This window comes from Roseinatronobacter alkalisoli (assembly GCF_028745735.1).
GTDB lineage: Bacteria > Pseudomonadota > Alphaproteobacteria > Rhodobacterales > Rhodobacteraceae > Roseinatronobacter > Roseinatronobacter alkalisoli.
Genome location: NZ_JAQZSM010000012.1, coordinates 1 through 22,326, shown reverse-complemented (window position 1 = coordinate 22,326; position 22,326 = coordinate 1). Strand labels below are relative to the sequence as shown.

The 22,326-nt window shown below is 60.4% G+C and carries 21 protein-coding genes; 16 read left to right on the top strand and 5 right to left on the bottom strand.

Annotation, left to right across the window (positions count from 1 at the left end; genetic code table 11):
• Positions 1–187: 187 nt before the first annotated feature.
• From PUT78_RS13180 to PUT78_RS13170, 3 genes are all read right to left on the bottom strand, one after another.
• Positions 188–1,888, bottom strand: a complete 1,701-nt coding sequence (locus tag PUT78_RS13180; protein WP_274352736.1) for a thiamine pyrophosphate-requiring protein — start codon at positions 1,886–1,888, stop codon at positions 188–190.
• Between the two features lie 68 nt (positions 1,889–1,956).
• A complete protein-coding gene (locus tag PUT78_RS13175; protein ID WP_274352735.1) occupies positions 1,957–2,886 on the bottom strand; it encodes an AEC family transporter in 930 nt (309 codons plus the stop codon).
• A gap of 26 nt (positions 2,887–2,912) precedes the next feature.
• On the bottom strand, positions 2,913–3,689 hold the full coding sequence (locus tag PUT78_RS13170) for a sulfite exporter TauE/SafE family protein (RefSeq protein ID WP_274352734.1): 777 nt from the start codon (positions 3,687–3,689) through the stop codon (positions 2,913–2,915).
• 186 nt (positions 3,690–3,875) lie between these two features.
• Between PUT78_RS13170 and PUT78_RS13165 the strand changes: the two genes are divergently transcribed.
• The 16 genes from PUT78_RS13165 to PUT78_RS13090 all read left to right on the top strand — a co-directional run bounded on the left by PUT78_RS13165 (position 3,876) and on the right by PUT78_RS13090 (position 21,041).
• Positions 3,876–5,159, top strand: coding sequence for a LysR family transcriptional regulator (locus PUT78_RS13165; protein WP_274352733.1), 1,284 nt, complete (start codon positions 3,876–3,878; stop codon positions 5,157–5,159).
• 128 nt (positions 5,160–5,287) lie between these two features.
• The gene (locus PUT78_RS13160) at positions 5,288–6,328 is read left to right on the top strand and encodes a TRAP transporter substrate-binding protein (RefSeq protein ID WP_274352732.1); all 1,041 of its coding nucleotides are present in this window, start codon (positions 5,288–5,290) and stop codon (positions 6,326–6,328) included.
• An 11-nt stretch (positions 6,329–6,339) separates the two neighbouring features.
• Positions 6,340–6,846 carry a TRAP transporter small permease gene (locus PUT78_RS13155; RefSeq protein WP_274352731.1) on the top strand — a complete coding sequence of 169 codons (507 nt, stop codon included), beginning with the start codon at positions 6,340–6,342 and terminating at the stop codon, positions 6,844–6,846.
• Entirely contained in the window at positions 6,843–8,153 is a 1,311-nt protein-coding gene (locus tag PUT78_RS13150; protein WP_274352730.1) for a TRAP transporter large permease, read from the top strand. Before PUT78_RS13155 ends, PUT78_RS13150 begins: the two co-directional genes overlap by 4 nt.
• Positions 8,154–8,376: 223 nt before the next feature.
• A complete protein-coding gene (locus tag PUT78_RS13145) occupies positions 8,377–9,585 on the top strand; it encodes an amino acid ABC transporter substrate-binding protein (RefSeq protein WP_274352729.1) in 1,209 nt (402 codons plus the stop codon).
• Positions 9,586–9,665: 80 nt separating this feature from the next.
• The gene (locus tag PUT78_RS13140; RefSeq protein ID WP_274352728.1) at positions 9,666–10,535 is read left to right on the top strand and encodes a branched-chain amino acid ABC transporter permease; all 870 of its coding nucleotides are present in this window, start codon (positions 9,666–9,668) and stop codon (positions 10,533–10,535) included.
• Entirely contained in the window at positions 10,532–11,458 is a 927-nt protein-coding gene (locus tag PUT78_RS13135; RefSeq protein ID WP_274352727.1) for a branched-chain amino acid ABC transporter permease, read from the top strand. The genes PUT78_RS13140 and PUT78_RS13135 overlap by 4 nt, the downstream gene beginning before the upstream one ends.
• A complete protein-coding gene (locus PUT78_RS13130; RefSeq protein ID WP_274352726.1) occupies positions 11,459–12,193 on the top strand; it encodes an ABC transporter ATP-binding protein in 735 nt (244 codons plus the stop codon).
• Positions 12,186–13,385, top strand: coding sequence for an ABC transporter ATP-binding protein (locus tag PUT78_RS13125; protein WP_274352725.1), 1,200 nt, complete (start codon positions 12,186–12,188; stop codon positions 13,383–13,385). Before PUT78_RS13130 ends, PUT78_RS13125 begins: the two co-directional genes overlap by 8 nt.
• 1 nt (position 13,386) lies before the next feature.
• Entirely contained in the window at positions 13,387–14,859 is a 1,473-nt protein-coding gene (locus PUT78_RS13120; RefSeq protein WP_274352724.1) for an aldehyde dehydrogenase family protein, read from the top strand.
• 1 nt (position 14,860) lies between these two features.
• On the top strand, positions 14,861–15,652 hold the full coding sequence (locus tag PUT78_RS13115; protein WP_274352723.1) for a Rossmann-fold NAD(P)-binding domain-containing protein: 792 nt from the start codon (positions 14,861–14,863) through the stop codon (positions 15,650–15,652).
• Positions 15,653–15,685: 33 nt separating this feature from the next.
• Positions 15,686–17,230 (top strand): flotillin domain-containing protein, encoded by a 1,545-nt coding sequence (locus PUT78_RS13110; RefSeq protein ID WP_274352722.1) that lies wholly within the window; start codon positions 15,686–15,688, stop codon positions 17,228–17,230.
• Between the two features lie 26 nt (positions 17,231–17,256).
• Complete coding sequence (locus tag PUT78_RS13105) at positions 17,257–18,009, top strand: GntR family transcriptional regulator (RefSeq protein WP_274352721.1); 753 nt, start codon at positions 17,257–17,259, stop codon at positions 18,007–18,009.
• Between the two features lie 107 nt (positions 18,010–18,116).
• Complete coding sequence (locus PUT78_RS13100; RefSeq protein ID WP_274352720.1) at positions 18,117–19,013, top strand: methylenetetrahydrofolate reductase; 897 nt, start codon at positions 18,117–18,119, stop codon at positions 19,011–19,013.
• A 46-nt stretch (positions 19,014–19,059) separates the two neighbouring features.
• The gene (locus PUT78_RS13095) at positions 19,060–20,523 is read left to right on the top strand and encodes an aldehyde dehydrogenase (RefSeq protein ID WP_274352719.1); all 1,464 of its coding nucleotides are present in this window, start codon (positions 19,060–19,062) and stop codon (positions 20,521–20,523) included.
• A gap of 5 nt (positions 20,524–20,528) precedes the next feature.
• The gene (locus PUT78_RS13090) at positions 20,529–21,041 is read left to right on the top strand and encodes a GNAT family N-acetyltransferase (RefSeq protein ID WP_274352718.1); all 513 of its coding nucleotides are present in this window, start codon (positions 20,529–20,531) and stop codon (positions 21,039–21,041) included.
• Positions 21,042–21,357: 316 nt separating this feature from the next.
• Here PUT78_RS13090 and PUT78_RS13085 read toward each other — a convergent pair whose 3' ends face one another.
• A complete protein-coding gene (locus PUT78_RS13085) occupies positions 21,358–21,945 on the bottom strand; it encodes a VOC family protein (protein ID WP_274352717.1) in 588 nt (195 codons plus the stop codon).
• A gap of 75 nt (positions 21,946–22,020) precedes the next feature.
• On the bottom strand, positions 22,021–22,326 hold a 306-nt coding region (locus tag PUT78_RS13080), incomplete at its 5' end, for an FGGY-family carbohydrate kinase (protein WP_274352716.1).

Sequence of the window (22,326 nt, the reverse complement as noted above, 5' to 3'; positions counted from 1 at the left end):
TGACCTGATGTCAGTCAAGTCCTTTGAACTCAGGAGTATGCCGCCTGCATAAACTGCATCCCTGTAACGTCGGACCGGCAGACCCCGGCCCACCGATAGCGCGGGCTTGATCCAAGCGCGAACGTCCCCTTCAGGCCAGAACCAGCCGTTTCACCTGATCTGATCGACCTATACCTCAAGCTGCAACTCAAGGCCGGGTGCGCACATCAATCAAGGCAGCGCCCTTGCGCGCGCGAATATGGTCCAGCGCCTTTTGCAATGCGTCTGCAAATTGCACATGGTCATCTGCGCGCATGGCCAGCGCCCGCGACGCCTGCGCGACCAGCGTAAAATCCGGGCTGGGGGCAAGGCCCGTCAACGGCACCTGATTGGCGCGCGCCGCATAGCCATCGGGGTAAAGCCCCACCACTGATTGCCGCACTGCACCCCATTCGTTGTTGTTCAGCACCAGTATCAGGATGGACAGATTCAGCGCTTCTGCAATCTGGTGACAGGCGACTGGGTTTGCGAACATATATGTCCCGTCCCCCATCGTGGCGACAACCAGCCTGTCAGGCGCGGCCAGTTGCAACCCCATGGCCGCAGGCAACGACCAGCCAAGCCCACCGGCATGGGGTTCCTGATACCACGCCTGAGGATGCGTCAGCCGCATGGGCGCCATTGGACACCCCAGTTCCGAAAAGATCGTGGCGTCATCATCTTGCAAGGCATCAGACACCATGCGCGCGATCTGGGCCTTGGTCATGCCCTGCGCATCATCGGGCTCCCCCGCTGCAAGGGCCGTATTGCGCGCGGCGGCGTTGCTGGCAGCAACCTCATCAAAGCGCGCTGCCACATCCGCATCCGGGGCAAATGATGCCAATGCCTGTTCCAGCGCAAGAATTGCGGGCGACAGGTCGCTGGCCAGCGCCATATCCGCGCGAAAATTCCGGATCGGCGTGCGCTGCGACAACGGGTTCGGGCCGATCTGTACCACTGTTGCATCGGCGCACGGTTCATGGGCGGCGGGCATCCATGGGGCAAGCGTGTCCAGACAGATCACCAGATCAGCGCGCGCCAGCAGGGGGCCGGGTTCCCATTGCGTGGCCATCGGGTGATCCGTGGCAAGGGCCAGCTGGCCCGCCCAGTACTGACACACCGGAATCGCCCATTCCCGCGCCATCCGGTCCAGCGCCGCAAAGGCCAGCGCAGACCCGGCGCCATGCTGCGCAAAGATCACCGGAAACTTTGCCCGTGCGATCAACCCGGCCAGTTCGGCAATGTCGTCCGGGGCGGCATGCGCCCCATGCGCCCGCATCCGGGGTGGCGCACCCAACCCGTCCGCAGGACAGGGTTCGCACAACACTTCGCGCGGCAGTGACACATAGACCGGCCCGCGCGGCGTGGATGACGCAATTGCATGCGCCCTGTCCACAACATCGGGCACCTGTTCGGGGAAGCGCAATTCATAGTCCCATTTGGTGGCTTCACGCACCAGAGATGCCTGATCGCGCATTTCCTGCCCCCAGCCAATCGGCACAGTCCGCGCGCCGAAACGACCCTTTTCAACAGTCGGCGTGCGCCCCGAAAACAGCAGGATCGGCACATGTTCGACATGCGCGTTCAACGCCCCGATCGCACAGTTTGCCAGCCCCACATCCGTATGCGCAATAACCGCCTGCGCCCGTCCGGTGGCCAGATAATACCCATGCGCCATGCCCATGGCCGCATGTTCATGCGGAATGGTCAGCGCATGCGGCAATGGCATATCCTTGGCGCTGGCTTCTGCCAGACCTTCGATAATGGGCGGAAAATCCGTGCCGGAATTGGCGAAGATGTAATCGACACCCACCGATTTCAACCGCGCCAGCAGCGCGGCCCCCGCAGAGACGACCCGGGATTTGTCCATGACATTCTCCTTTTTCCGCTGCGCGGGGCCTGAATATCTGTGGCCCCTGCTGGCTATTGATGCTTCGTTCAGGCAAGACCCAGCAAATAAACGACGACTGGCAGTGTCACGAAACTGCATAGCGTGGCTATCAGCAGGCCATATGCGCTTAATTGTCCTTGTCCCGCCCGTGCGCCCAGTAGCGGGAATATTGTTATCATCGGCATGGCGGCAAACAGCACGGCCCCCACCACCATCACGCCGCTTATGCCCCCGATCACACTTGTCGCGCCCCAGACCGCCAGCGGGTGGACCGCCAGCTTGCCCACTACCATCAGGCCCACAACAGAAACGCGCCCCTGCGCCGGCAGGCTGGCCAGCATGCCCCCGATCACCAGCAGCGCAATCGGGCCGGAAATCCGGGCCAGAAACGCCAGTGTATCGCGCGCAACGTCCGGCAGTTGAATACCGGCAAAGGAAATCGTCAACCCGAGCAGAAGCGCAATCAGCAACGGGTTGCGTAGCATATCCCCGATAATCTTGCGGCGGGTCTGCCCCACATCCCCCTGCCCGGCCAGTGCCATAAGCAATAACGCAAGCGGCAGAATCAGGACATTCTCGACGATCATGCAATGCGCCAGAATCAGCGTTGCCAGATCCGCGCCCATCAACACCTGTGCAATCGGCAACCCCATGAAACTGCTATTGGCCATGGACACGGCCAGCCCCACAACGGCGGTCACCGTCCATGACAAACCCAGAACATAGCGCGCGATGGCCATGCAGATCAGCATCGATGTCAGCGACCCTGCAGCATAGGCCAGCAGGAACCCCTTGTTCAGCGTCCCATGTGCAGATGACCCGGTCAGCGCCAGCAGAATAAGCGCAGGCAATGCAATGCGGATAACCACCATGCCCATTGGCTGCACTGCGGCAGGGTCAAGATAGCGGGTGCGTATGGCGATGAAGCCAATCCCGATAACCGCAAAAACGGGCAGGAATGTTTGAATCAGCGTCATTCTGGTTTCATCCGCTGGGCATGGGGTCAGAACACGGCTTCGAACAGAATCTTGGCGGCAATCACGCCCAGAACAACAAGCATCGTGATATCAAATACCTTGGGCGAGGTTCTGCGCCCCAGCCATGTGCCGATTGGCATGAACAGAAAAACAATACCCAGCGCAATGAACCCCATGACCAGCCTTTCGCCTGTCATGATGCCCACCGACCAGAGCGCGGGTATCTGCAATGCTGTCATGGCAACAAAGAATATCGAAATGGTCGCTATGAATGCCTCTCTCGGCAGGCGCATCGCATTCAGAAAGGTAACAGATGCGGGCGCCGATATTCCGGTCGCCCCTTGCAGCATGCCACCCAAAACCCCCGCCACACCACTGAGTCTATCTGCGCGGGCGCGGTCCAGAATCCAGCCCGGCCTAGCCACGCGCAACAGGATATAGCCCAGCACCGCGAAGGCAACCAGCAGCGACAGCGTTTCCTGCGGCAGCGATGCAAGCAAATAGGTGCCAAAGACCACGCCCAGCATGCCACCACCCGCAAACAGCACCAGAAACCGCCGGGACAAGGCCCTGTCGCGGTAAAACCATGCTTGCCACACATTACTGAGCAGGTTCGGCACTACCAGAATTGCCACGGCAGTCTGCACCCCGAATATCATTGTCAGCGCGGGCGCCGCAATGATGGGAACGCCGGCCCCGATCGCACCTTTCATTATTCCACCCAAGGCGACAGCCAGGATCGCCAGCACGATGCTTAACACGAAGCTATTCCCCCAACGGCATGAATGCACGCGCAGGATCATATGCCTGCGCAGTGATTGCAAGCCCGGATCAGCGCCGCGGGCGCACTGTTCATCTATAATTGCAGCCTTATTAAAACATTGGATTTCATTATATTATCTGACAGTACAAATTTACATAACAAGTTATCATTGCATTATGCTTATAGCTTGGGGCAGGTTTGAATTCAGCGGAATCAAAGGTCGGGCATGACTGGACGCGAGCTTGCACATGACGATGCATCCATGGCGATGTTCCCGAATCTGCGGCATTTGCGGCTTCTGGATGTTGCCATCAGCGAAAGCTCTTTGACCGCCGCAGCACGCAAGGTGCATATTTCGCAGCCAGCCGCGTCACAGGCCATCGCAAAGCTGGCGGAAGTGTTCGGTGCGCGCCTGATCGAACGGTCGGGCAACAATGTCGCCCCGACACCGGAGGGCGAGATCGTGGTCAAACGCGCCCGCCGCGCCCTTGATCACCTGCGCGCAACTGGCCCCGGCCTGAAAGGCCGGAAACCGACGGACCGGGCGCAGGCTGGCGATTTGCTGGTTCGCTATGCAAGTACATCGCAACTCAGAGCGGTGTCTGCATTTGCCACAACTGGCAGCTTCGCCGCAGCGGCACGTAAACTCGGGCAGGCCGAATCATCGGTGCAGCGGGCCTGCCGCGACATCGAGCGGATCATCGGCCAACCATTGTTGGAGGGTGGTCAGCGCAAGCGTGTCCTGACCGCATCTGGGCAACGGCTGGCGGAACAGGCCAGTCTTGCGCTGAATGAAGTTACGCTGGCACGGGCAGAATTGCGCGAACGCGCAGGCGTCTTTGACAGTCATCTGGTCATCGGGGCCTTGCCGCTGGCCCGCACACAACTGGTGCCACGCGCCATCGTGCAGCTGATGGCGCGCTACCCGGCAGCGCGCATTGAAATTGTGGATGGTGCGTATGATGCGCTGGTCCAGCAAATGCGGCTTGGCGCATGTGACTTCATTATCGGTGCGTTGCGCGGACGGGACCGCGCGAAGGGCCTTCAGGAACGTGCGCTGTTCAAGGATTTACTGTGTATTGTCGCGCGCGCGGGGCATCCGCTGGCGGGGCGCAGGGTTCAGGGTGCGGAACTGGCGCGCTTCCCGTGGATATTGCCGCGACGTGACGCACCCGCACGCCATGTCTTTGAACGCCTATCATCACTGCACGGGCTTGAAGACCCGGCGCGCGGCCATGTTGAAACCGGGTCGCTTGTTGTGGTGCGCGGCCTGCTTATGGAATCAGATGCATTGACACTGATTTCCCTTAGTCAGATCGACTATGAATACACACAAGGGTTACTGGCCCCACTGGATTTCCCGTTGGACGACGCACAAAGGGTCATCGGCGTCACGTTGCTGGATTCGTCATTGCCAAACAGCTTACAACGGACATTTCTTGAATTTCTTGAGGATTCCTCTGCATCCATCGTTTCAGGAAAACCCCCACAACTTGCGCAGGGGTTATGACCCTATAGCGAATTCAATAACCTAATTGCTTTGCTATATTTGATATTCAATCCGACATATGCATACATCTTCTTAGCGACTTTGTTCAGATAACTTATCGGGCAACGCCGCCACAGAGGGAGGAAATCATGAACAACACTTACCGTCTTCAGGGCGCTTTGCGCGCAACGGCCGCGGGGCTGGCACTTGGTGTCGGGCTTCTGTCCGCCATTCCGGCACTGGCGCAAACGGAACTGCGTTTGCATACATTTGTGGGGCCGGGCCACATTATCTATACCAAGATCCTGGAACCCCTGGCCGCCGAAATCGAAGCGGAATCGAACGGGGAACTGACACTGACGCTGTATCCGTCAATGCAGCTGGGCGGTGGCGCCCCCGAACTGATCCGTCAGGCGCAGGAAGGCACTGTGGACATGGTGTTCAGCCTGCCCGGCTACACCTCACCGCAGTTTCCGCGCACCCAGATGATCGAACTGCCGGGACTGTCCAACGACGGTATCGAATCCACGACGCTGATGTGGGACTTGCTGGATAACGGGTATCTGGACCCCGAATTCGACGGGCTGAAGGTTCTGGCGCTTTGGGCGGCGGATGACGCGGGCATCTACACCCGCGACAAACCGGTCCGGTCGATGGATGATATCGCGGGCATGATCCTGCGCTCGCCTTCTGCTGCGCAGGCAGGTCAGATCGAAAAGATGGGCGGCACCCCGGTGGCCATGCCGATCACGGAACTTTACCCTCAGCTGGAACGCGGCGTGATTGACGGGGCGATGGTCCCTTTCACCACGATCCTTGATTTCCGCATGCATGAAGTAGCGAATTACTACACCATCCCCGGTCCGATCTTCGGGCGTTCGCAATTCACCGTGGTCATGAACGAAGCCAGTTACAACAGCCTGAGCGAAGAACATCAGGCCCTGATTGACCGCCTGACCGGCATTGAACTTAGCCGGAAGGCAACGCAGGCCTATCTGGACCGCGCCGACGAAAGCGTGGAATTCGTGCGCAATGACCCGGGCAAGGAAGTGATCGAACTGTCTGCAGAAGAACAGGCGCGCATCCTTGAAACCCTTGCCCCGATCTATGAGCAATGGGTTGCCGAGATGGCAGCACAGGGTATCGATGGCGAGGCCATGCTGCGCATGGCTGGCATCGCGGTCCGCTGAGGCCAAGGACAATGCTGGCACAGATCGAACGCTGGTTCGAACGGCTATTGCGGCTTATCGCGTATGCGGGCGGTCTGGTGCTGGTCGGGCTGATGTTTCTGGTGATTTATGAAATCACCATGCGCTACTTCTTTGGTCGCCCCTTCCGGGGCGGCTATGAACTGACCGAACTTGCAATGTCGCTGATCGTGGCCTTCGGGTTGCCATATACGGCAATTGTGCGGGGACATGTATCGGTTGATATTTTTGCGCGATGGCTGGACCACCCGTCAATGCGCTGGCTGACTGTGCTGGTGCATTTGACGGGGGCGGCCCTGCTGGGGTTCGTTGCGTGGCGGGCCTATATCTATGCCTCGGGCAGCCTGCGCTGGGGCGATATCACCAATATGATGCGCATACCCAAACACCCGTTCCAGTTTGCGGTCGCAATATCAGCGGGCCTGTTTTCTATGGTGCTTCTGCTGGAAGCTGCAAAGGCACTGGCCGGTCCGGACAAAGACAGACAGGACAGCATATGACACCCTTGATGGCCGGGTTGATCGGCTTTGTAGCGCTGTTCGCGTTGCTTGCCCTGCGCATGCCGATCGGGCTTGCAATGATACTTGTGGGCGCAGGCGGCATTGCGGTGCTGAATTCACCCAGCGCGGCAATGAATGTGCTTGGCGCGTTCCCCTATTCCTATTCTGCGGTGTTCAGCCTTAGCGTGGTGCCGCTGTTTGTGCTGATGGGCGCATTTGCAACAGTGTCCGGCATGGGCACCGGCCTTTATAAAACCGCATATTCCTGGGTCGGACACAGGCGCGGCGGGCTGGCGTCGGCCACGATTCTGTCCTGTGCTGGTTTTGCCGCGCTGTCAGGGTCATCCATTGCGGCGGCGGCGACAATGGGCAAAGTGTCCCTGCCGGAAATGGAACGCTATAAATATGATGCGGGTCTTGCCACCGGGTCCATTGCCGCAGGCGGCACATTGGGCATTCTGATCCCGCCATCAACTGTGCTGATCGTCTATGCACTGCTGACCGAACAATCTGTGGGACGGCTGTTTCTGGCAGGGTTCCTACCGGGGCTGTTGCTGACGCTGCTATTCGTGGGCACGGTGATCATTGTAACAACCCTGAACCCGGCCGCTGGTCCCACTGGCCCCAGAACACCCCTGAAGGAACGGCTGAAAGTGCTGGTGAATTCGGGGGCGCTGGTGTTCATCGTGACCATTGTGATCGGTGGCATTTACACAGGCGTCTTCACCGTGGCAGAGGCTGCATCTGTTGGTGCATTCCTGACATTCCTGCACGCTCTCTGGTCACGTAAACTGACCCTGCAGCGGTTCTTTGCAGCACTTCTGGACACAATCCGCACCACCGCCATGGTGTTCTTCATCCTGATCGGTGCGCATTTTTTCGCGCCGTTTCTGGCACTGACGCGCATTCCAATGAACCTTGCGACATCCATCGGGGAACTGGCTGTTCCGGCGCTGGCAATCTTGCTGATCATCATTGCGGTCTACATTGTGCTTGGCACCTTCATGGAAGGGTTTGCCATGCTGGTGCTGACAGTTCCGATCGTTCTGCCCATCATCACCACGCTGGGCTATGATCCGATCTGGTTCGGCATCATCATGGTTGTGGTCGTGGAAATGGGGCTGATCAGCCCGCCCGTCGGGATGAATGTGTTTGTCGTCAAGGGCGTTGCGCAGCATGTCCCGCTGGGCCAGATCTATCGCGGCATCATTCCGTTCTGGATTGCGATGGCGGTCTGCGTGTTCCTGCTGATCCTGTTCCCGGATATCGCGCTTTATCTGCCGAATACGATGATGGGGCGTGGCTGACCTGTCGGCCCGTTACCTTGATGTTGTGTACATATTAGTTGGGTTCCCGCGTCTTTGGGTTGATTTCATTATCCTTTAGTGCATCATGTATACATCTTTGGGTTTGAGGAGGCCCAGACATACACGGTCGCAACAGGCACGCCAGACAGAACAAGGGGACACAGGCAAAACGGGCCAGTAACGGTATTTCGGATGAATTTCCGTGTTTCAGGGAGGAGAAAACATGAAACGCAGATCACTGATGACGACAGTTGCCGCAGTGGCGGTGATGATGGGAAGCCTTGGTGCCGCATCGGCCCAGGATGCTATCAAACTCGGGGCTGCTGCGCCCAAGACCGGCCCGCTTGCCGGTGGCGCAGATGTCACGCATTGGCCCGCTGTGCGGCTTTGGGTGCATCAGACCAATGAAGCGGGCGGGTTGCAGCTTGCCGATGGTCCCGCGCTGATTGAACTGATCGAGTATGACGACCAGACCAACCCGCAACAGGCCATTCAGGCCGCCCAACGCTTGGCGACACAGGACCGTGTGGATTTCATGGTCGCGCCCTATTCGACCGGTCTGAACCTTGCCGCGGCACCGATCTTCAGCCAGCTTGGCTATCCGCAGATCACCGGCACCAATGTCACCAACCAGCAACCTGAACTGTCGGCACAGTTTCCGGGCATGTTCTTCGTGCTGGGCCGAACGGGCGTCATGGCCGAAGATACCGCACAGGTGCTTGTTGATCTGCGCGAATCCGGTGACATCGGCAACCGCGTTGCGCTGGTAAATGTCGCTGATGCTTTCGGTATTGAAATGTCGGGGATTTCCCGCGCAGTGCTGGAAGAAAACGGGTTTGAGATCGTCTATCAGACCTCGTATCCGCTGGGCACGCAGGACATTGCGCCCATCATTGACGGGGCCAAGGCGGCAAATCCCGATGCGTTTATCGCTTGGTCCTATCCCGGTGACACGTTCGCACTGACCGATCAGGCGATCGTGCAGGATTTCGCGCCCTCGGTGTTCTTTACCGCCGTGGCAACGGCGTTCCCATCCTATTACGGACGCTTCGGGCAACAGGCCGAAGGGGTCATGGGCATGGGCGGCGTGAACCCCGACGATCCCGCATTCCAGGCTTTCGCCGAAGCGCATCAGGAACTCGCAGGGCAAGGGCCGGATTTCTGGGCATCGGCATCAACCTATGCGACGCTGGAAATCCTTGGACAAGCGATCGAGGCGACAGGGTCCAGGGACCGCGCCGTTGTCATGGAATACCTGCAGGACAATTCCAACAGCTATGAAACCGTCCTTGGCCCGGTTCAGTTCAACGACATGAACGACAATGAACGCTACTGGACAGTCGGCCAGTGGCAGGACGGCGTGTTCCGCGGCGTTGCCGCGCGGGGGCGTGACGGTGTTTCCGATGTGGTCCTGAAAGACGGCTGGGACTGATTCACGGTCTGCTTCTCAGTCTGCGGCGGGGCGCACGCGCCCTGCCGCGCAATGCCTGACACTGCGCGAATGGAACAAGAATGTTTTTCATCCTGATTACCGGCCTGTTGCTGGGGGGGACCTATGCGTTGATCGCGATGGGACTGAACCTGCAATATGGCGTTGCCCGCATCATGAATCTGGCCAATGGCGAAATGCTGGTTGCCGGGGGATTCGCTGCATTCTGGGTCTATACCGCCGGTCAGGTTAGTCCGATTGCGGCGCTTATCGTGGTGGCACCGGTGGCGTTTGTGGTGAACTGGCTGATCTATCGGATCATGCTGCGCCCGCTGGTCAAGCGTGCAAAATCGCGCGGTGCGCTGGAAGTGGACAGCATTCTGGCCACGTTCGGACTGTCCTTCGCGCTGGTCGGCATCATGAGCTGGATGTTCGGTGGCGGGTATTTCAACTATTCCTACCTTGCCCAACGGGTAGATATTTTCGGGTCATCCTACGGGCAGAACCGCGTTGTGGCCTTTGCCATCGCGTCCCTTATCGCGGCGGGGCTGTGGTTATGGCTAAGCTACACGCGCGCAGGTCTGAATATGCGGGCGGTTGCTGTCAGCCCTGATTCCGCGCGTCTGGTCGGGATTGACGTAACAGCGGTGTCGGCGCTGGCCTTTGGTCTTGGCGGGGCAGTCACGGCAACCGGCGGGGCGCTGATTTCCATGTTCTTCACGCTGGATGCATCCGTCGGAGTGCTGTTCACCATGAAGGCGCTGATCATCGTCATCATGGGCGGTGTCGGTGACATTCGCGGCACAATCGTAGCTGCGCTGATCCTTGGAATTGCGGAAACCTTCGTGGCGCGGATCATCGACCCCGGCCTGACGCTGGCGGCGGCCTATGTGCTGTTTCTGGGCGTATTGTTGTTCCGCCCGCAGGGCCTGTTCGGAAAGCAACCAACATGAGCGCGCGTGAAATCCGGAACCTGATCCTGTCCGCGATGGCCTTTGGGGTGGTGGCATTGCTGCCCTTCTATGACACGGGCTACATTCTGTCGATTGCCACTACCATGGCCATGTTCACGGTGCTGGCCACCAGTTGGGCGCTGTTTTCGGGGCCGACGCATTATATCTCGCTTGCGACGGCGGCTTTCTTCGGACTTGGCACCTTTGTTACCGGGTACGGGTTCCAGACCATGCCCTACTGGTCGCTGCCTCTGATCGCGGGTGTATTGGGTGCGGGGCTAGCGGGGCTGGTCGGCATGGTCACGCTGCGGCTGTCGGGGGTATATTTCGTCATCTTCACGCTGGGTCTTGCCGAACTGGTACGCCAGTTGGTGACATGGGTGCAGAACCGCACCGGGCAGCGCGGCATGTATGTCCTGACCTCCATCACCGAACGCGACATTTACTGGCAATTGCTGGGGATGGCCGCACTGGTGTTTCTGGTGGGCTGGCTGATCGGGCGGTCACGGCTGGGATTTGCGCTGCGCATCATCGGCAATGACGAAACCGTGGCAAAGCATTCGGGCATCAACACCGCGCTGGCCAAGGTGCTGCTGTTCATGGTGTCAGGTGCCGCGGCGGCCATAGTCGGGGCCATGCTGGCACCACGGTATATCTATATTGAACCATCAACCGCATTCGCGCCGATCCTGTCCTTTCAGGTGGTGATCATGGCACTTCTCGGGGGAACGGGGCGGTTATGGGGGCCAGTGGCAGGTGTCATTCCCTTCACCTTGCTGTGGGAATTCATTTCCCGCCACGCACCCAACCAGACACTTTTGCTGCTGGGGCTGGCCTTTCTGCTGATCGTCTATGTTCTGCCGGGCGGGGTTGTCGGCCTTCAGGCACGGCTGAAACACCGCTTCGGGCAAGGGGGGCACTGAATGGCACGTGTTGTTCTGGAAGTGCGCAATGTAACCAAACGCTTCGGCGGTCTGGTGGCCGTCAATGACATGAGCTTTGACGTGACCCAGCATGAGGTTCTGGGCATTATCGGCCCCAACGGGTCGGGCAAATCCACCATGATCAACATGATCTCGGGGACATTTCCGCCCAGCGCAGGCGTGATCCGGCTAAACGGGCAGGATGTGGCGGGAAAACCCGCGCACCGCATCGCACAAATGGGTGTCGCGCGCACATTTCAGCTGGTGCGCCTGCTGCCGGAACTGACGGTCATTGAAAATGTCGTGGCGGGCGCCGCCTTCGGCCACCGCCGCCGCTGGAAAGGAGAGGCAGAACGCTACGCACAAACCCTGCTGGACCGTGTGGGCCTTGGGGGCGTCATGAATGTGCCGGTATCGTCGCTGACTTATATCAACACCAAACGGGTGGAGCTTGCGCGCGCGCTGGCTTGTGAACCGGAAGTGCTGTTGCTGGATGAATGGCTGGCAGGGCTGAACCCGACCGAATTGCAAACCGGGATCGACCTGATCCGGTCGCTGCGCGAAGACGGGCGCACGGTCATTCTGGTCGAACATGTGATGGATGCCATCCGCAGCCTGTGCGACCGCTGCGTGGTCATGTCATCTGGCTGCAAGATTGCCGAGGGCACGCCCGCAGATGTCTTGTCAGATGCGGAAGTCATCCGCGCCTATCTGGGGGCTGATGAAGATGCTTGAACTCCATGGACTAAGCGTCACCTATGGCAAACACCGCGCGTTGGACGGCGTCAGCCTGTATACGAAACCGGGTGAAATTGTTGTCATTCTGGGCGCCAATGGCGCGGGAAAATCCACGGTTCTGAAATCCATCGCCGGAATTTGCGAAGGCCGCGTCACCGGTGCCATGTCCATGAATGGCGAGGGGCTTCTGGGCCTTCCGCCGCATAAAGTGGTGGAACGCGGCGTGGCGCTGGTGCCCGAAGGGCGCGGCGTGTTCGCAGACCTAAGCGTGCGCGAAAACCTGATGCTGGGCGCGAACCCGGAACGCGCCCGCGAAGATGCGCAAGCCAATTATGACCGTCTGATCGGGCTGTTCCCCAAACTGGCCGAGCGCGCGGGGCAAACTGTGCGCACCATGTCGGGGGGTGAACAGCAGATGGTCGCCATCGGCCGCGCGATGATGTCGAACCCGACAATCCTGATGCTGGACGAACCCTCGCTTGGGTTGTCGCCACTGTTGTCCAGGGAATTGTTCCAGAACCTGAAGGCTGTGCGCGAAGCGGGGCTTGGCATTTTGCTGGTGGAACAAAATGCCCGCCTTAGCCTTGGGATTGCCGACCGTGGCTATTTGCTGGAAAACGGTGAAATCCTGCGCGAGGAACGCGCAGATGTGCTGCGCAGCGACCCTGCGGTTCAGGCGGCCTATCTGGGCGGGGGCGGGGCAAAATCCACACCCGCGCAAACGGCAAAACCCGCCGCATCTGTGACACCCCCTGCGGTTACCGTCCGGCAAAAAACGGCAACCACACAATCTGCATCGCAGGTGTCGGGGCTGGACATTACCGCGCTGGTATCGCGCGCCGCCCAGCAATCGCTGCCTGCGCGTGACATGCGCCCGACGACTGCGCACACCACTACCACCCCGGCCCGGACCAGACACGACCGGGCCACCCCCGACCCGCTGCGCAAATTGCTGGCCGAAATGGAAGACGCCGCGCGCGCCGCGCACATGCCTGCCACAGACACCCCGTTAACCATGCCCGCCCTGCGCCCCGCGTCGCGCCTGAGCACCATGAAGCCGCGCACAACCCCGGAGGACGCGCGCCCTGCGGCAAACCAACCCGCACAGGTGGCCCCCACACCGGGCGGCAAGGTGGAAATTTACCGCCGCCGCCCCGGATCAACCCAATTCGACCGCACGGAGAGATAAGATGCTTGATGCAAAACACCCCAAAACCCTGCGCGGCATGTATATTGGCGGACAATGGGTCAAGGCCGCGCGCAATTTCGCGGACCTGAACCCCAATGACGGCAGCCTGTGGGCGGAAGCGCCCGACGGCACCCGCGCCGACGCCCGCGCCGCAATTGAGGCGGCGCATAAGGCCTTTCCTGATTGGGCTGCCGCCAAGTTCAGCGAACGCGCGAAACTTATGAACCGCATTGCCGATGTATTTGAACGCCGCACCGCTGATTTCATCGCCGCCATTCAGGCCGAAGGCGGTGGATGGTATGGCAAGGGCGCGTTTGAGGCACATTACATCCCCGAAGTGTTCCGGTCCGCCGCTGCGACCTGCTATAATGCGCAGGGCGATGTCATGCCCAGCGAATATGGCAAGATGTCCACCGCCGTCAGGTTTCCGATGGGGGTTATTTCGGTTATCAGCCCATGGAACTTCCCCGGCATCCTGACCGCGCGCGGCTTTGCCTTTGCGCTGGCTTCCGGCAACACGATTGTCCTGAAACCATCAGAGGATACGCCCTATCTTGGCGGCATCTTCTTCGCAGAGGTGTTGGAAGAAGCGGGCATTCCGGCAGGCGTTTTCAATGTCATCACCTGTTCGCGCGATACAGTCGCCGACATGGGCGATGAGATGATTGAAAATCCACTGGTCAAAGGCGTGTCCTTCACCGGATCAACGCCAGTGGGCCGCGCCATCGCCGCCAAATCCGGCGCGCATCTGAAGAAATGCTGCGTCGAACTGGGTGGCAAGGACAGTCTGATCGTTCTGGAAGATGCCGATATGGAACGCGCCACGCAGGCCGCGAATTTCGGCAGTTTCATGCATCAGGGCCAGATCTGCATGAGCGTTGAAAAAGTGCTGGTGCAGGAAAGCATTTTTCCGGAATTTCTGGAAAAATTCGCCGCACGTGCCGCGAAACTGAAAGTGGGCGATACTGCCGACAAGGCCAATGTAATCGGTCCGCTGATCAACGACCGGCAGGTGGCGCGCGTCAAGGCGCAGCTTGACGATGCCATCGCCAAGGGCGCGCAGGTGGTTGTCGGCGGTGGGATCAATGGCCGTTTTGTCGAACCGACCATCCTGACGGGCGTGACCCCCGACATGCTGATCTATCAGGATGAAACCTTCGGGCCGGTTGTGCCGGTTATTCCGTTCCGCACCGATGACGACGCCATCGCCCTTAATAATGACACTGAATACGGGCTGTCGGCGGGTATCATGTCCAGCGACGAAGCCCGCGCGCTGGCCATGGCGCAACGTCTGGAAACCGGCATGTGCCATGTGAACTGTTCATCCGTGAATGACGAACCGCATGTGCCTTTTGGCGGGTCCAAGGCATCGGGGCTTGGGCGGCATGGCGGGCGCTGGGCGGTGGAAACATTCACCGAAACGCGCTGGATCACGCTGGACCGTGGCGGCCGTCCCTTCCCGCCGGTCTTCTGATATGACCGCCGCATCACTCCCCCTTGCCAGCGTCCCACCCCTGCTGCTTGCAGGCAAGCGGGTGGTGGTGCTTGGCTCCGGCAGCGGGCTGGGACGGGCTGTGGCGCTCTATGCGGAAGCTGCAGGGGCCGAAGTGCTGGGCGTGGATGACCGCAAACTGTTCGACGGGGTAAGTGCGCTTTACCACACGGATCTGAACGATCCCGCAGCGCTTGATGCGGCAGCTCATGCCTTGCCTGATGGTATTGACGGGCTGGCGCTTCTGCCGGACCCCGGAACAGGCGGGCCGGAACTGACACTGGCGCGCAGTCTTCTGGCCCCGCGCCATCTGACACAGGCTTTGGCCCCGAAACTTGCGCATGGCGCGGCAATTCTGGCCTGCGCCACGCCCATGCATGGCACATGGCAGGCCCGGCTTGGCGAAACCCGCGCGGCAGCGGCGCTGCGCTGGGATGATCTGGGCGGGTTTGTTGCGCGCTGGGGGCTTCTGGCCGAACCGGACCGCGCCACCCGCACTGCGGGCTGGGCCATGCTGGCATGGGTCATGGCACAATGCCACAACCGGGCGGATCGCAGCATCCGCATCAATGCACTGACACCGGCCAGCCATGACGGGCGCCTGCCGCCGGATATTGTGGCGGCCAGCGGTCAGGATGCCGCATCCGGCACCGATACTGCCGCGCGCGCAGCGCTGTTTTTACTGTCAGACCTGTCGCTGGGGCTGACAGGGGCCAATCTGGCCGCAGACGGGGGGCTTTCAGCCCGGATAATCACCAGCCTGGACGGGCTTTGACAAAAGCAACGCTGGCGAGAGAGGACCAAGAGGATGACAACTATTTTCTGGATCATCGTACTGATCGTGGTACTGGCCGCGCTGATCGCGCTGGCCGCTGCCTTCTATGAACGCGCCAGCAACGCCGTCAGCCTGGTGCGTACCGGCATCGGCGGGCGGCGCGTTGTAATCGAAGGGGGCGTGTTGTCGCTGCCGTGGTTTCACGAAGTGGCGCGCGTCAACATGCAATCCATCCGGCTGGATGTGCAGCGCGCCGGTGACCATGCCCTGATCACACGCGACAGGCTGCGCATCGATGTGGGCGCGGAATTCTATCTGTCCGTCCCCCCCGAAGACGCCGCCGTGGCCCGGGCCGCGCAGGCCCTTGGTCGCCGCAGTTTCCAGCCCGAAGAATTGCGCGCCCTTGTCGAAGGGATGTTCATTGACGCCATGCGCGCGGTGGCCGCGCGGTCCAGCATGGATGACCTGCATGAAGGGCGTGCGGAATTTGCCAGCGCCATACGCGATGCCATTGCCCCGCATGTCACCCGCTATGGGCTGCAACTGGACGCGGTTGCCCTGACCGCACTGGACCAGACCCCCTTTGCCGCGCTGGATGAAAACAACGCCTTCAACGCTGAAGGGCTGCGCAAGCTGTCGCAGGTGATTGCCCAGTCCAAACGCGACCGCGCCGAGATTGAGGGGGAGACGCGCGTCAGTGTCCGCCGCGCCGCGATGGAAGCCGCGCGTCTGCAACTTGACATCGAACTGGAAGAACGCCGCGCCGAGATTGCGCAGGCCCAGCAGGTCGAAGCACTGATGTCGGCCCAGATCGCGGAAGTCGCCCGCGCCAAGGCGGATGCCGAACGCGCTGCGGCCGAAGCACGCATTCACATGGAACAAGGCATTCGCGCCGCAGACATTGCCCGCGAACAAGCCATCCGGGAAGCTGAGATCACCCGTGCCCGCGCGCTTGAAATCGCCGAACAGGACCGCGCGGTGATGGTCGCCAACAAAAGTCAGGAAGAAAGCCGCGCCATGGCCGAAGCCGACCTGGCCCGCGCCGAAGCGGTGCGCGCACAGGAATCCGTGGAAACCGCCCGCGCCGAGGCCGAAGCCCTGCGCCGCCGCGCGCTGTCGCTGATCGCTGCAGAGGCCGATGCCGAAGCCGCAGCGCGCCGCAGCGAAATTGCTGCCGCCAGCACTCGCAAGATGGCTGCGGATAAGCTGGAAACCGCAGACCTGCACGCGCAGGCCCATCTGAAACAGCGCCAGGCCGAAACCACTGCACTGGAAGCGCATATCAAGGCGGAAAACGGCAGATCACCGGAATCACTGGCGCATCAAGCCGAAATGGCGCGACTGGAAGCCATGCCGAAGATCGTCGCCGAAATGGTCAAACCCGCCGAGAAGATCGGCAATATCAATGTCACACAGGTAGGGACGGTCGAAGGATCGCGCGGGGCCATCCTGCAGGCGCTGGAATCGGTTCTGGAACAGACGGTCCACGCACCGGGCCTGAGCCGCCTGCTGGAACGGGTCCATGATGACATCCGCTATGATAACACCCGCCGCCGTCAGCATGACCATAAGGAATAATTCCGCAACCAGCCGGAAAGGGGGCCATGATGGATGGAACAGAATCAAACAGGCAAGGTGCGCGTACCCACGCCCTGCGCGCGCAGATCGCCCTGCGCCAGCGTATCCTGAACGGGGAGTATCCGGGCGGAACGCGGCTGTATGAAGTGTCCCTTGCCGAAGAACTTGACATTTCGCGGACGCCGGTGCGCGAAGCCTTGTCACGGCTGGCGGAAGAAGGGTTGCTGGTTCGCACCCGCGCGGGTGGTTTTGTCGTACGCAGTTTTGCGGTCGCCGATGTGCTGGACATGATCGAATTGCGCGGCGTTCTGGAAGGGACTGCCGCACGGCTGGCAGCAGAGCGGGGCGTCTGCTCTGAAAAAATGGCCGGAATCCGGTGCATTCTTGCGCAACTGGATTCCTGTTTCGGGGCCAATCCGGAAGATGCCGATCTTGAACGCTATTCGCAGTTGAATGACGAATTTCACTACATGCTGGCCAGATTGGCGGGCAGCAAGGTGCTGGAAGAAGAAATCGCGCGTGTGGTTCGTCTGCCCTTTGCCGCGCCTTCGGCCTTCCTGCCCTACAAGACGCAGATAGAGGCTCTTGTATCCACCCTTGCGCCCGCGCATGCGCAACACCATGCGATGATTGACGCGATCGCCGCACGTCAGGGCGCACGCGCCGAAGCGCTGGCGCGCGAACATACAGGCGCCGCACGGGCCAATATTCAGCAGATATTCGTTACAGATATCGGTCAGGCGCCCCCGCTTGCGGCCTTGGGGCTGGTCGTCGGATAGTTGCTTCATGTATACATTAAGCCTATTATTTTAGTGAAAACACATTTTTTATTGCTATTAATCGTGCATGTATGTATTCACGACGGACGTATTCTGGGGAGGAAACGATGGCGAATACTGATCACATGATGGATATGGCAGGCGATCTTCTGAACGGTTGGTCGATCGAGGTGATGCCGCGCACAGCCGCCAAAGTGCCCGATTTCCGCGCACTTCTGCCCGCCGGAACACGCGTCTATATCGCGCATATTGACGGCACCCCCATTGAAGAGATGGTCGACACCGCCCGCCGCCTGCATGGCGAAGGTTTTGCCGTCATGCCGCATTTTCCCGCGCGCAGCATCCCGGATCTGGCAACGCTGAAAGACTGGATCGACCGTTACCGTTCGGAAGCGGGGGTTGATCAGGCGCTGGTTCTGGCAGGCGGCATACCGAAACCTGCGGGCGCGTTCGAATCCTCAATCGATTTGCTGCAAACCGGAGCATTTCAGGATGCGGGCTTCACACGCTTGCATGTTGCGGGCCACCCAGAAGGCAACCGCGACATTGACGCCGATGGTGGGAATACACAAACTGACGCGGCCCTGCGCTGGAAGACACAATACGCGCGTGATACGGGCGTGGACATGGCCATAATCACCCAGTTCGCATTCGAAGGGCAGCCGGTCTTTGACTGGATTGCGCGTCTGCGTGCGCAAGACATCACCCTGCCCGTTCATGTGGGACTTGCCGGACCCGCGAAATTGCAGACCCTGATCAAATTCGCCATTGCCTGCGGTGTCGGCCCGTCGCTGAACGTGCTGAAAAAGCGCGCACGCGACCTGAGCAAGCTGCTGGTGCCCTATACCCCCGACCAGATGCTGCAGGAATTGCGCGACGCGCATGCCAGCCAGCCAGCAAATACACCCGATCAGGTGCATTTCTTCCCGCTGGGGGGCATCAAGGCTTGCGCGGAATGGGCGCAGCAACAAAACGCCGGACGGTTGCGCCGCGTCGTGGGGTAACCACCGCGCATATTGCCCGGCAGTTGATGCATCAGGGGAGCGACAGATGGTGAAACTCGACAAGGGACGGATTCTGAAAGCGCCCGACAGCTTTTTCATTGATGGCGAATGGACCGCCCCGCAAAGCGACCGCAGGCTTGATGTCATCTCGCCCATGACAGAAGAAAAGCTGTTCAGCTACCCGGAAGGGGCTGCCGCAGATATGGACCGCGCCGTGGCCGCCGCGCGTCGCGCCTTTGATGATGGGCCATGGCCGCGCATGCCGGCACGGGAACGCGCCGCATATCTGCGCCGTGTGGGCAGCCTGATTACCGCGCGGCTGGATGAAATTGCATGGGCATGGACAACGCAGGTTGGTGCGCCCATCAGCCTGACGCGCAAACTGGTGCCCCAGAACGCCACACTGTTCAACCATTACGCGGAGCTGATTGAAACCTATCCTTTCATCGACCACCGCCGCCGTGATGATGGCGGCGAAGTGCGCGTGCTGCGCGAACCTGTGGGCGTATGTGCCGCCATTTCGCCTTGGAACGCACCCATGGTGCTGCTGTCCTACAAGATCGCGGCAGGGCTAGCGGCGGGCTGCACAATGGTGGCCAAACCATCCCCCGAAACCCCGCTCGAAGCCTATATTCTGGCCGAATGCATTGAGCAGGCAGGCTTGCCGCGTGGTGTGTTCAACCTTGTGCCCGCCGGGCGCGAAGCGGGCGACCACCTGATCCGCCACCGCGATGTCGAAAAGGTCGCCTTCACCGGGTCAACTGCTGTGGGCAAGCATATCATGCGGGTCTGTTCAGACCGGCTGGCGCGGGTGTCGCTGGAACTTGGCGGCAAATCAGCGGCCGTCCTGCTGCCCGATGCCGATTTCGCCAAAGCACTACCCAGTCTGATGGTCTATTCCATGCCGATCACCGGGCAGGTCTGCTTTTCCCTGACCCGCCTTCTGGTGCCAGAGGCCCGCAAAACTGAATTTCTGGACATGTTCCTGCCCGCGGTTCAGGCGCTGAAACTGGGCGACCCCGCCGACCCTGCAACCCAGATGGGACCGCTGGCCATGGCTCGGCAACGCGAACGGGTCGAAGGGTATATTGCCGCCGGGCGCGCAGGCGGGGCGCAGCTTGCCTGTGGTGGTGGCCGTCCGCGCGGGTTTGACAAAGGGTATTTCGTGGAACCTACGGTGTTTACCGATGTGACACCCGACATGGCCATCGCCCAGGAAGAAATCTTCGGCCCTGTCGTGTCCGTCATCGGCTATTCAGACGAAGATGACGCCGCCCGCAAGGCCAATGCCACCCCCTATGGATTGAATGGCGCGGTCTATTCGGCGGACCCTGAACGCGGCTTTGCCTTCGCTCAGCGTATGCGCACAGGCGGGCTGACCATCAACGGGCTGATCGTGGACCCCAAGCACCCGTTCGGCGGATACCGCGAATCCGGCATGGGCCGCGAAGGCGGGCCAGAAGGGCTGGAAAACTACCTGGAAGTTAAAACAGTGCATATGGCAGGCTAGCGCCAATGCTGACAGCTACCCCGCAACTGCAAACCGAACGCCTGATCCTGCGCGCGCCCTGTGCGCAGGATTTTCCCGTCTTCGCCGCTTATTTCATGTCAGAACGCGCGCAGTTCACCGGCGGTCAACCCGACAGAATTCTGGCCTGGAACCGCTTTTGCGTGACACTTGGCCACTGGGTAATGCGCGGCTATGGGGTGTTTGCCATTGTCCGGCGGGACACTGGCGCAGTCATTGGCGCGGCGGGTCCGTTCTTTCCCGAAGGCTGGCCCGAACCCGAAATTGCGTGGCAGCTATGGGATGGCCACGCCGAAGGGAATGGTTTCGCCTATGAGGCCGCCCTTGCCACCCGCACGCATGTCTATGCAGATCTGGGTTGGAAAACCGCCGTGAGCCTGATTGCGCCGGAAAACCAGCGCTCTGCGGCGCTCGCGCAGCGGCTGGGCTGCACGCTGGAAGGAGCGCATCCGCACCCGCATTTCGGCCCGCTGGACATCTGGCGGCATCCGGCAAGCTGAATTCACATCAATGTCGCCAAAGCGCGAAACCTGCGATTGGTTCTGGCCTGAAGGGGACATTGGAGAGTGCCAGAAGCGCGGAGCAAAGGCCGCAGGCCGCCGCGCTATCGGCGGGCCGTCCCGCGGCCTGCCGGTTTTGCTGGTGGTGATTCAGCCCTTGAACGCCGGAATATGGAGCCTGCATAAAGTGAACTCCTCCGACGCCGGACCGGCAGACCCCGGCCCGCCAACAGCGCGGGCTATATCCGGGCACGAATCTCCCCTTCAGGCCAGAACCAACCGTCAGCAGGCTGGTTCACGCTGATCTGATGCCGGTTTAACGGCTATAGGGATCTTTCGGCTCGCGATCCTGCGACAGCGACTCCCGCGCCCGCATCGTCAGATTTTCAATCGCATCCGCCAGATGGATTTCAGCAATATTATATTCGTCACGCGCCACCCTGATCTTATGCGCTTCCAGCAACACCTGAGCATGGGTAAAACCATGAGGCGGTTCAAACCGGTAGCTGGCCAGTTCGATCAACAGCCCCAGCGGATCCGTGAAATAAATGGAATCCATGAACCCGCGATCCTTGACGCCACTATGGGCTATGCCGCGCTCATCCAGCCGCGCAACGGCCTGACTGAACGTGGCTCTGGACACGGCAAAGGCCAGATGATGCACACACCCGATATCCACCGGCGTGCGCGACGGGTCGGGTTTGCGGGATTCATTGGTAAAAATCGTGATCAGACGCCCGTCACCGGGATCAAAATACAAATGCCCCTCTTCCTGGTTATCAAGATTGGGCTGGTCAAACACGAAAGGCATGCCCAGCACACCTTCCCAGAAATCAATCGATGTCTGCCTGTCAGCGCCGATGATGGTAATGTGGTGAACACCCTGGGATTGCAATTTTCGCATGGGGTTTACTGTCATCCTCCTTGCCAGAGCATAAACCTAGCAGAATATGTTGCGCTGTCACGCGTTCGCGTTCTGCTAGACGCCCAGCACTGCGCTGACGGCGCGTTTCCATCGGTCGTATCGTGCCTTGCGCGGGGCGGTTTCCATCTGGGGGGTGAACTGGCGTTCCACGGCCCAGCCTCTGGCGAATTCATCCATGTCCGGCCAGACACCCGCGCGCATGCCTGCCAGCCACGCTGCACCAAGTGCGGTGGTTTCCAGCACCTCCGGGCGATCGACAGGCGCGCCGATGATGTCCGACAGAAACTGCATCGCATAGTCATTCGCAGCCATGCCGCCATCCACGCGCAGAACCGGCTGCGCGCCCTCGCGCAACCAGTC